At 62.3% G+C, this 10,594-nt stretch carries 11 protein-coding genes; 5 read left to right on the forward strand and 6 right to left on the reverse strand.

Features of this window, described 5'->3' with window-relative positions:
* Positions 1 to 66 precede the first annotated feature (66 nt).
* Entirely contained in the window at positions 67 to 1,173 is a 1,107-nt protein-coding gene (nirK, locus tag ACOJTD_RS03700; RefSeq protein ID WP_420131578.1) for a copper-containing nitrite reductase, read from the reverse strand.
* A 663-nt stretch (positions 1,174 to 1,836) separates the two neighbouring features.
* On the opposite strand from nirK, the gene ACOJTD_RS03705 reads away from it, so the two are divergent.
* The gene (locus ACOJTD_RS03705; RefSeq protein ID WP_420131579.1) at positions 1,837 to 2,559 is read left to right on the forward strand and encodes a helix-turn-helix transcriptional regulator; all 723 of its coding nucleotides are present in this window, start codon (positions 1,837 to 1,839) and stop codon (positions 2,557 to 2,559) included.
* On the opposite strand, the gene ACOJTD_RS03710 is transcribed toward ACOJTD_RS03705, so the two are convergent.
* From ACOJTD_RS03710 to ACOJTD_RS03730, 5 genes are all read right to left on the reverse strand, one after another.
* Positions 2,560 to 3,273: an ABC transporter ATP-binding protein gene (locus ACOJTD_RS03710; protein WP_420131580.1), complete on the reverse strand. Its 714-nt coding sequence runs from the start codon at positions 3,271 to 3,273 to the stop codon at positions 2,560 to 2,562.
* Positions 3,273 to 3,989: an ABC transporter ATP-binding protein gene (locus tag ACOJTD_RS03715; RefSeq protein ID WP_420131581.1), complete on the reverse strand. Its 717-nt coding sequence runs from the start codon at positions 3,987 to 3,989 to the stop codon at positions 3,273 to 3,275. The genes ACOJTD_RS03710 and ACOJTD_RS03715 overlap by 1 nt, the downstream gene beginning before the upstream one ends.
* Entirely contained in the window at positions 3,986 to 5,125 is a 1,140-nt protein-coding gene (locus tag ACOJTD_RS03720) for a branched-chain amino acid ABC transporter permease (RefSeq protein ID WP_420131582.1), read from the reverse strand. The genes ACOJTD_RS03715 and ACOJTD_RS03720 overlap by 4 nt, the downstream gene beginning before the upstream one ends.
* Complete coding sequence (locus ACOJTD_RS03725) at positions 5,122 to 6,012, reverse strand: ABC transporter permease subunit (protein ID WP_420131583.1); 891 nt, start codon at positions 6,010 to 6,012, stop codon at positions 5,122 to 5,124. Before ACOJTD_RS03725 ends, ACOJTD_RS03720 begins: the two co-directional genes overlap by 4 nt.
* A gap of 78 nt (positions 6,013 to 6,090) precedes the next feature.
* The gene (locus ACOJTD_RS03730; protein WP_420131584.1) at positions 6,091 to 7,368 is read right to left on the reverse strand and encodes an ABC transporter substrate-binding protein; all 1,278 of its coding nucleotides are present in this window, start codon (positions 7,366 to 7,368) and stop codon (positions 6,091 to 6,093) included.
* A 186-nt stretch (positions 7,369 to 7,554) separates the two neighbouring features.
* On the opposite strand from ACOJTD_RS03730, the gene ACOJTD_RS03735 reads away from it, so the two are divergent.
* The 4 genes from ACOJTD_RS03735 to ACOJTD_RS03750 form a co-directional block, all read left to right on the forward strand.
* Positions 7,555 to 8,154 carry a HupE/UreJ family protein gene (locus ACOJTD_RS03735; RefSeq protein WP_420131585.1) on the forward strand — a complete coding sequence of 200 codons (600 nt, stop codon included), beginning with the start codon at positions 7,555 to 7,557 and terminating at the stop codon, positions 8,152 to 8,154.
* A 90-nt stretch (positions 8,155 to 8,244) separates the two neighbouring features.
* Entirely contained in the window at positions 8,245 to 8,556 is a 312-nt protein-coding gene (locus ACOJTD_RS03740) for an urease subunit gamma (protein ID WP_420131586.1), read from the forward strand.
* Positions 8,557 to 8,596: 40 nt separating this feature from the next.
* Positions 8,597 to 9,109 (forward strand): urease subunit beta, encoded by a 513-nt coding sequence (locus tag ACOJTD_RS03745; RefSeq protein WP_420131587.1) that lies wholly within the window; start codon positions 8,597 to 8,599, stop codon positions 9,107 to 9,109.
* A 31-nt stretch (positions 9,110 to 9,140) separates the two neighbouring features.
* A partial coding sequence (locus tag ACOJTD_RS03750; RefSeq protein WP_420131588.1) for an urease subunit alpha occupies positions 9,141 to 10,594 on the forward strand: 1,454 nt, incomplete at its 3' end.

Below are 10,594 nucleotides of genomic sequence, written 5' to 3' on the forward strand. Positions count from 1 at the left end.
CCCTTCTCGTTTATCGAAGCGCCTTATTCGAGTTCGGGCTGCGCATGTACAGCTTGATGCAGAACGTCAGTTGCTCGAGGCCGTCGGGATTGGCGCTGGTGCCTTCACCTGGGTCATCAGGTCGTCGTTCCACTTACCATCGACTTTGAAATTCGCGCTGGCGCCGAGTTCGACCCCCTCGATCAGATTGTGGTTCAGGTAGGTGTACAGGCCCGGCTGCTTGAAGGTGTAGAGCGCGGCGCCGGCAGAGCCGCCCCGGATGAACCAGGTCTCCAGATTGGTCTCCGGCGCATTGGAGAATTTTCCGGTCTCCCAGACGTAGTCTCCATGGCCGCCGATCAAGTGCGGACGGGTGTCACGATTGGCCTGCGAATGGACGATCAGTACGGTTGCGCCGACTTTGGCCGTCATGGCGTGGTCGCCGGTGAGCGCACCGACACGGCCATTGAAGACGAGGTGGGTTGGTATGAGTTTGCGCATCACCTCGCGGGTGTCGAAATAGGCCTCGGCAGGCGACCCGTAGGTCTTGTAATTTCCCTGCTCGTCTTTTGGTACATAAAGGTCTTGTTCGCCGATGTAGTAGATGCGGTCGTAGTGAAGCGGCTTGCCTGATCCGTCCTTCAGGCCGTCTCGCGGCAGGACCATGATTGCGCCGTTCATGCCAGACACGACATGCCACGGAATCATCGTGCCGCCTGGCGCGCAATGATAAACGAATACGCCGGCGCGGTCGGCCTTGAAGCGTAGAACGACCTGTTCGCCGGGATTGACCAGCGTCAGTGCTCCACCGCCCAGCCCGCCCGTCGCGGCATGCAGATCGATATTGTGAGGCATGGTATTGCTGGCTGGATTGACCAGAGTCAGCTCGACATAGTCACCTTGATGCACCACCATCATGGGGCCCGGAATCGAGCCGTTGAAGGTCATGGCCTGGAATTTCGTGCCTTCTTCGTCGATGACGATTTCCTTTTCGTGCACCACTAGTTTGAATTCGACAATCTTGGGCGCGTCTTTCGTTGTCTGCTCATGTGGGTGGACAAAAGGCGGCGCGATCAGATCGATGCTCTGACGCTGCAATTTGGTGGCGTCGTCGGCAGCGGAGGGCTTGGCCAGTACGCTGAGCGTCAACGTGATGACGACGGCGCCCAGCAGAATATCCCTGCGGGTCATCATGGTCGTTATCCCTATCTCATCGAAATGCGGAGCAGTCAGGCTGCGCTCGTCGCGGCATGGTTGTCTATGGTTGGCGATACCCGGAATCGATCGTCGTAAAATTCAGGTAAAGTGAATTTGCGTAGTTCGTCATGACTCATGCTCGAATCCTCTTTCGAGGATCCAGCGTGCGTTGTTAGCCGTAAGCGGCCTCAGTTCGCTGGTATTCAACGAGGGGCACACGGCATCGTAGGTCGCCCGTAGCGGCGCGGGCTGCCGATCACCAACCGTCCGCAAAACGGCGGACGGTGGCCATCAGCCAGCGGAGCGCCTTCGAACTCTCGATGTCATTAAGCAGTGATCGACTGGCGGCCTGGCGAGGTGCCCGATTGTTTGGGCGGAACGGCGCGGCACGCGATCCGCCCCTGTCCCCGCGAGGCGCGAACGAACGGGCTGCCTTCGGAGCGGCGTGGGTGCTCGGCGTAGGGGCGGCCGATCGCGACAGCACGGTTCGGCAACGAGGACGTCTCAGGTGGCTGCGCAAGTTCAGCCCCGACATCGTTGGCATCGAAATTGCTTAAATTAAATCGAACTTAGAGGTCGATCGCTGCTTCCTGTTTTCGGTAGAGAGTCGAGGCTATGAGTTACTCGCCACAGACCCTAAGCCAAGTGTTCAGGCGAAAGATGGAACGAGCGACTGATTTTTCATCAGCGCTCGACTCTTTGATGGAAGTCTCGGCAGATCTTGGATTTACACAGGTCCTCTACGCTTATCTGCCGCGGCCGGCACGACTGCCGAACGGCGAATGGCTCCCGCTGAAACTCAACGTCCGTAATTTTCCGACGGGCTGGGAGAGCGGTTGGGACAAGTTCATGCGCGTGGATCCTTACTACCGTGCATGCTTCAGCGGCACGATGCCTTTGGAATGGTCCGACGTGCAGCAAAGCCCAAGCCTGTCTTCGGAGCAGAAAGCTGCCTGCGACTACTTGAACGATTTCGGGTTGTCGCGCGGCATCACCGTTCCGGTCCATCTTCCGGGAGGCCGGTTCGGCGTCGTCAGCGCGATTTCTGATCGGACCTGTGGCAACTGGGCGAGTGTTCGGGAGACTGCGCGCGACCCGTTACTTTGGCTCACCCACGCATTCACGCAGTTCGTGCTCGAGCATGGCCTGGAAGATCAGATCGACACGGTCGCGTCCGCCGCTCTGTCGCCGCGCGAGATCGAGTGTCTGACCTGGGCGTCGGAAGGCAAGACGGATGCGGATACGGCGGTCATCATCGGTCGGTCGGTCGAGACGGTGCGCATGCACATGAAGAACGCCATCCGAAAACTCGAGACCTGCAACCGGGCGCAGGCCGTGTCGGTCGCCACCCAGATGGGCTTGATCACGTCCTCGTCCCGGTAATCAAATCGCCAGATAGCGCGCTGCGGCCTCCGGGTCGCTCAGTTCGTCAGGCTGTAATTCACCGGTCACCGCGCCTTTATCCATCACGACGCATCGGTCGGCGACTGCGCGGATCAGATCCAGATTCTGCTCGACGATCAGAACCGTCAGGCGCTCGTCTTCACGAAGCCGCCGAATGATGCGGCCGATGTCCTGGATGATGTTGGGCTGCACGCCTTCGGAGGGCTCGTCGAGCAGGATGATGTCGGGCCGGCCCGCGAGGATCCGGCCGATCGCGAGCTGTTGCTGCTCGCCGCCGCTCATCGAGCCCGCAAGCTGTGACAGGCGCTTTTCGAGGATCGGAAAGAAACCGAAGACGCGCTCCAGATTGGGCTTCTCCGCATCGCCCACCCGCACGCCGAGCGCGAGGTTCTCGGCGACAGTCAAGCGGGTGAAGACGTCACGGCCTTGCGGGACGTAGCCGATACCCAGGCGGGATCGGCGCGTGGAGTCGAGGCGGGTGACGTCGATTCCGCGAAAGCGGATCGCTCCGGTCAGCGCCGGGATCTCTCCGATGATCGTGCGCATCAGCGTCGTCTTGCCGACGCCGTTGCGTCCGATGACGGCGACGATTTCGCCGGTCGAGATCTGGAGCGAGATGTTGTTGACGACCTTGACCCGCCCGTAGCCGGACTGGAGTGACGAGATCATGAGTTGCGGATCCGGCACGGGCATCAGGCGGCTCCCAAATAGATGCGGCGGACCTCTTCGTTGGCGGCAATCTCGTCGAACTCGCCCTGAGCGAACAGCCGGCCATAGTGCAGTACGCTGGTGCGTGCCCGCAGGCTCCGAATGAAGCCCATGTCGTGTTCGATGACGATCACCGTCATGCCCGACGCATTGAGATGGCGGATGAGGTCGGCGGTGCGGGCGGTTTCTTCGACAGAGAGGCCTGCGGCGGGTTCGTCGAGCAGCAACAGGTCCGGGTCGGCGGCGATCGACAGGCCGATCGAGAGCCATTGTTGTTGGCCATGCGACAGATAGCGAACCGGAAGGTCCTCGGTGCCGGCCAGCCCGACGCGCGCGAGCACGGCCGCGGCCCGCGCCGGAATTTCTGATTTCGGGTGATTTCTGCGCAGCGGTACGAACAGATTTTGCAGTCCCGTCAGTTCGGCGAACAGGCTGATGTTTTGAAACTTGACCGAAAGCCCGCGACGCGCGCGGCGAAACGCCGGCAGTCGCGTGACATCCTCGCCCTTGTAGATGATCTGTCCGGTGGTCGGACGCTCGACTCCGATCAGCGTCTTGAAGAACGTGCTCTTGCCGGCCCCGTTGGGCCCGACAACGCAATGGATCTCGCCCTGCCGGATCGACAGCGACAATCCGTTCAGCGCGCGGACGCCGCCATAGACCTTGTGAACGTCTCGCGCTTCCAGAATGACGTCGCTCATAGGCGGGCTCCCGGCCCCGTGGGCGCCGGCCGCGCGGCGGTCGCTTGCCCAGTGCGTCGGGCGGAGATCTTGCTCAACCAGGCGCCGATCGTTGCGAATACTCCCTCGGGTGCGGCCAGCATTGCGCCGACGAGGATGAAGCCGAGCACGAGCAGCGAAATCTCGCCCCAGGTTGCGAGTTCGATCGAGATACAGCTCAGCGCCAGCGTCGAGATCGCCACGGAGGTGAGATCCTTTCGCCCGCCGACCGCGACCCAGATCACGACCAGGATGTTGGGGCCGACGCTGAAGCCGTCGGGGTGGATGTAGGTGCCCCAGGCCGTGTACAGCGCACCGGCCAATCCCGCGATGGCCGCGGACAGCGTGAACACGGCGAACTGGATCAGCCGCACGTCGTAACCGAAGGTTTCGGTGCGTTGCTCATCCTCGCGCACGGCGACCAGCAGATAGCCGAAGCTCGAATTCACCAGCCAGCGCAAACCGAGGTAGATCGCGACCAGCGCACCCAGCGCGACCCAATAGAACCCCGCGCCGCGCCCGTCGATTTCGATGCTGTGCCGGCCGATGCCGAAGGTGAGGCTCGGAATGGCGGGATCGCTCGGCGTCGCCGGTCCGAGGCCGTTCATGCCGCCGAGATACGCGCCGCCGATCGCATAGGTCGGGTCGGCGGTCTGCCGCATGAACAGACCGAGCAGCAGCGATACGACCAGCATCAGGATCGCCACATAGACGCCCTTCAAGCGGCCGTAGAACATCAACGCGCCGACGGCCATTGCGAGCAAAGCGGGCGCAATCGCTCCGGCGATCACCGCGCTGACGCTTTCGCCCGTGGTCTCGATCAGATTGATGCCGACGATGCCGTAGGCGTAGCCGCCGATGCAGAAGAACGCAGCCTGACCGAGGCTCAAGATGCCGGCATAGCCCCATATCAGGCACAGGCTGAGTGCCAGAATCGCCGAGATGAGGAAGTTACTGGCGGTCAGGATCTGGTAGCGCGAAGCCACCAGCGGCAAAAGCGCGAAGGCCGCGAGACCGACGAGCCAGAGCGCCCAGAACATGCGGGAATTGCCGAGCGTCTGCGGCCCATTCAGGTTCGATAGCAGGGAGCGGATGCGGGAGACGGTCATCATTCTCATCGCGCCATCTTGCGGGCTTGGCGCTTCTGCACGAAATCAGAGATCCCCGACGGCATCGTCAGCAGGCCGATCAGGGCGGCCGCCATGATCGAAATGTATCCGACGTACTGATTGAAGACGTTCGCCGCGATGGTCTGGACGCCCGCCAGATAGACGGCGGCATAGATCAGGCCGAGAATTGCATTGGCGCCGCCGCCCATCACCACGGTGATGAACGCCATCGGCGTGTAGGTCTGTCCAAAGAAGGGCGAGACGGCCGCAGTCTGCGCGAACATCGCACCGGCGATGCCGCCGAGGCCTGCGCCGATCGCGAAGGTTGCGGTGTAGACCCGCGTCACGTCGACTCCGAGTGCCGCCGCCATCCTTGGTTTCTCCATGGCGGCACGAGCGGCGACGCCGAACGGGGTGAATCGAAACAGCGCCCAGGTCGAGGCGATCAAGGCGATCGCAGTCGCGAACATCACCATGCGGTAGACGCCAAAGGAGAAGCCGCCGACGCTGAAGCTGCCGAACGGCGTCGGCATGTTCATGACCGACGGCCCGAGCAGCAGCAGGGTGCCCTGGCTCATGATCAGGCTGAGCCCCCAACTCACCACCAGCGAGGACAAAAGCTGATTGTAGAAGTGACGGATCACCAGCCGCTCCATCACGATGCCGGCGAAAGCGGCGGCCGCGCCAGCCGCCGCGATGGCGATCGGGGCAGGCGCACCCGCATGAAACACTGCGGATGCCACATAGGCGCCGATCATCATCAGTTCGCCGTGGGCCATGTTGATGACGCCCATCATGCCGTAGATCAGGATCAGGCCGGCCGCCGCCAGCATCAGGAAGGCGATGTTGTCGAAGTACTGATACAGCCAGCTGAAAATCTGCCCCGACCATTCCATTCCGTCGACTCCGTCTGATCGAATGGCCTCGCGCCGAAATTTCGGTCCGGCGCGAGGGTGTGCATGGAAAGATCCGAGTTACTTGGCCAGATACTTCTTCCACTCCGGATTGTCCGGCGGAAGAAACTGGCGGTTTGGCGCCTTTTTGGTCATGTCGACGCCGATCCCGGACAGAAACTGTGGCTCCGTCAGACCGAGGTCCGACACCAGCTTCAACGAGTGATCATCATTGACCTTGAACAGGTAGGTGTGCATCGCCGCGTGATGCTGCTTGCCGCGCATGGTCCAGGGACCACCGGGCGCGTCCGGCAGCGAGATGTCGCTTTCGAGCGCGGCGATCGTCTTCTCGGTGTCAGTGCTTCCGGCCTTCTTCCACGCTTCAGCCATGGCCTTCACCGCCACGTAAGCGAACGCGGCGTGCTCGTTGACGTAAGGCGTGTTCGGGAACATCGCGCGGATCTTGCCGGCGAACGCCTTACTGGTTTCGCCGGGCACGTCCTCGATATAAGCGGGCGGAACGTACAGATTGGCGAGCGACGGCGCCGCGAAGCGCTTGTGCTCGTAGCCGTCGGAGATGGTGACGTTGGACCAGACCGGCGTCTTGAGGCCGGCCGCCTGCGCCTGCGGATAGAACTGCACCTGGTCGGCGCCGACAAGGCAATGCACCTGAAAGTCGGGATTCACAGCCTTGATTTTGTCGATCGTCGCCTGCCACTGCGACACGCCGAATGGAAAATACTCTTCCATTTCGATCTTGCCGCCGGCGAGCCCGGCCGCCACGCGGACCCACTGACCGATGGCGCGGCAGAACTTGTAGTCGGCGCCGATGAAGGTCATCTTCGGACCGATCTTCTCCACCATGTACTTGATCGCCGGAAGCACCTGCTGCTCCGGCGTCGGCCCGGAGAAGAATGAATAATGGTCGGCGATGCCGCCTTCGCCCTGGTTGTTGTGCCAGTAGATCGTCTTGTTGCGGACCACTTCCTTGCGAGCCGCCTCACGTTCGGCGCCTGTGTAGCCCGCCATCACCACGTCGGCCTGGTTGTCGAACACGCAGCGCTGCGCCAGTTCCTGATATCGCTTGATGTCCGACTGACCATCGTATGAGACCAGATCGATCAGCTTCTTCTTGCCGTCGACCTCGATACCTCCGGCGTCGTTGATTTCCTTCACGGCCAGCTTGTAGCCGTAGGTCTTCGGCGTCGACATGATCGAGAAGTCGCCGGACACGTCGTCGATCGTGCAGAGCGTGATCTTGTCCTTCGCGGCCATTGCGGGCGTCACTGCAGCCGCGCCGACGAGTGTCGAGACTGTAAGGAGTGAGGACGAGAAACCGCGTCGGAGCTGGGCTTTCATCGATATCGCCTTCCTGCTGATGGGAATGATGGCGCGGAACGCTAACGGGCGGGAGCCGCGCCAGCACGCTACCCAAAAGGGGAGTTGTCGCGTTTGCGGCGTCGGCCTTCAATCCGCGGCAGGTGTCGCGGGAGCTTTCAAAGAGATCGCCCCCGCGACGGACCAGCTGCTTACCGGAGGGCTCGTATGAAGAAGCTGTTCGCAGGCTCGTCGATGGTCGCTGTCCTGGCACTGGCGCCCGGACTGGCGCTGGCCCATCCCGGGCTGGATCACTTCCACACTGTCGCTGGTGGCGTCCTGCATCCGCTCACGGGTCTCGACCACGTGCTCGCCATGGTGGCGGTCGGCCTGCTGGCCGCGCAGCTCGGCGGCCGGGCATTGTGGATTACGCCGCTCGGCTTCGTGTCGATGATGCTGGTCGGCGCGATGCTGGGGATGGCGCACATCACCGTGCCCTTCGCCGAGCTCGGAATTGCTCTTTCGGTGATTGTCTTCGGGCTCATCCTTCTGCTCGGAATCGGTCTGCCGACGATCGGCGCAGCGGCGCTGGTGGGGTTCTTCGCGATCTTTCACGGCTACGCGCACGGCAGGGAAATCCCCGCCGCTGCCGAGACGGTGAGCTACGCCGCAGGCTTCGTGCTCGCCACCGGACTGCTGCACGGCGTCGGCATCGCGCTAGGGCTGCTGGCGCGGGAGGCGACTGTCTCGTTGCGGCCGCGGTTGTTTCGCGCGGCCGGCGCGACCGTGACTGTCGCCGGCATGGCGCTGCTTGCCGGGGCGCTCTGACGTCGCCGCGCTGCCGTCCGGACAGCGCCACGCCTTTCAGCATCTTGCGCCGCCGCTGCGCGGCTTTGGGTTCGAAGCAGGACAGAGACCATGCACCTGACACTCCGCGAAGAGGAACGCATTCAGATCTGGGCCGCGGCCGAGATGGCTCGCCGCCGGCTCGAGAAGGGCGTCCCGTTGAATTATCCGGAAGCCGTCGCGGTGATCAGCGACGAGATCCTCGAGCGCGCCCGCGAAGGCGTCATTCCGATGTTGACCGACATGATGGAATACGGCGCGACGATCCTGAAGCGGGAGCATGTGATGACCGGCGTTCCGGAGATGCTCACGATCCTTCAGGTCGAAGCACTGTTTCGCGACGGCACCAAGCTGGTGACCGTCATGAATCCGATCCGCGATTAAGGGCGACGTCCGTCGTCGTGAACCCAGCCGGAGAGCTTTTATGGCAAGCAAATGGACACGCCCGCCGATCCCGACATCGATCGTCCCTTCGGAAGCGTTCGAGGTCGGGGAGCCGGAGAAGTGCGGCGCGATCGACTTCGCCGACGGCGACATCGAGATCAACTTCGGGCGTCGTGTGATTGAACTGGTGCTGGTCAACACCGGCGACCGGCCCGTCCAGATCGGCGCGCACTATCATCTTGCCGAATGCAACAGGGCGATGGCGTTCGATCGCGAGGCCGCGTTCGGCATGCGGCTCGATATCCCGAGCGGCACAGCCGTTCGCTTCGAACCCGGACAGAGTCGAAAGGTCCAGCTGACCACCTACGAAGGCCGCCAGGTCGCGCTCGGCATGAACAACATGACCAACGGGTCGGTTCGGTCGCAAATCATCAAGGATCTGTCGATGCAGAACCTGAAGGCCCACGGTTTTTGCTTCGAAGGCGAGCGGTTCAAGTCGCGGACGCGTGCCGACGATCGGTTCGCGCCGGCCAAGCCGGAATCCAAGTCCTGATCCTTCGCGCAACACCAGCCCGGACACAGCCATGAGCATGAAGATCACCAGACCGGACTACGCGGCGCAGTACGGACCAACCACCGGCGACAAGATCCATCTCGCCGATACCGGGCTCGTGGCCGAGATCGAGCACGACTACACCACGTATGGCGACGAATTGGTGTTCGGCGGCGGCAAGACGATCCGCGACGGGATGGGGCAGGCCTCCAAATGGAAGGCTCGTGACGGTGCGCTGGATCTGGTCGTCACCAACGCCGTGATCATCGACCCGATCCTTGGTGTCGTGAAAGGCGACATCGGCATCAAGGACGGCATGATCGTCGGTGTCGGCAAGTCGGGAAACCCCGACACCATGAACGTCACGCCAGGCCTTGTCGTCTCTCCCAACACCGACATCCTGTCGGTCGAGGGAATGATCGTGACGCCGGGCTTTATCGATATCCATCCGCATTTCGACAGCGTGCAGCAGCTCTACGAGTATCAGAGCGCGGGTTTCACCACGGTGATCGGCGGCGGATCGGGACCGAAGACTGTCGGGATCGAATGCCCGGGCGTCTTCAACCTGCACCGCATGCTCGAAGCGATGGCGGATATTCCGCTGAACTTCGGCAATTTCGGCAAGGGCAACGCCTCGGTGAAAGGCGCGCTCGAGGAGCAGGTGATCATCGGCGGCGCAACCGGCCTGAAGATTCACGAGGACTGGTCGTCCTCGCCGGCCGCCATCGAGACCTGCATGGATCTCGCAGACGAGCTCGACTTCCAGGTTCAGGTTCACGCCGATACGCTGAATGAGACCGGCTACTACGAGGACACGCTCGCGGCCATCAACGGGCGCGTCATGCACATCTATCACGCCGAAGGCGCAGGAGGCGGCAACGCGCCGGACATCATGCGTTGCGTGATGGAGCCGAACTGCCTGCCGAGTTCGACCAATCCGACCAATCCGTTCTCGATCAACACCTACGACGAAGAGATCGACATGCTGATCACATGTCACAATCTCAACAAGGCAGTGCCGACCGACATGGCGTTCATCCAGGGAAGGGCGCGAGCGGAGACCATGCGAGCCGAAGACGTGCTGCATGATCTCGGCGCGATCTCGATGATCGGATCGGACAGCCAGGGCGTCGGACGTGCCGCGGAGAGCGCGCAGCGCTCGTTCCAGCTCGCGGCGGTCAACAAGCAGCGCTTCGGCCGGCTGTCGGAGGACGGGTCGGGCAACGACAATTTCCGCATCAAGCGCTATCTGGCGAAAGTGACGATCAACCCGGCGATCACCTTCGGCGTCGACAAATATGTCGGCTCGATCACGCCGGGCAAGCTCGCCGATCTGGTGTTCTGGCGGCCGAAGTTCTTTATCGCCAAGCCCGAGGTTACGGTAAAAGGCGGCTTCATCACCCATGGGGCGATGGGCGATCCGGCCGGCTCGCTGATGACCTGTCAGCCTCTCAAATATCGCCCGCAATACGGATCGCTCGGCGC

This window comes from Rhodopseudomonas sp. (genome assembly GCF_048594845.1).
In the GTDB taxonomy this organism is placed as follows: Bacteria; Pseudomonadota; Alphaproteobacteria; order Rhizobiales; family Xanthobacteraceae; genus Rhodopseudomonas.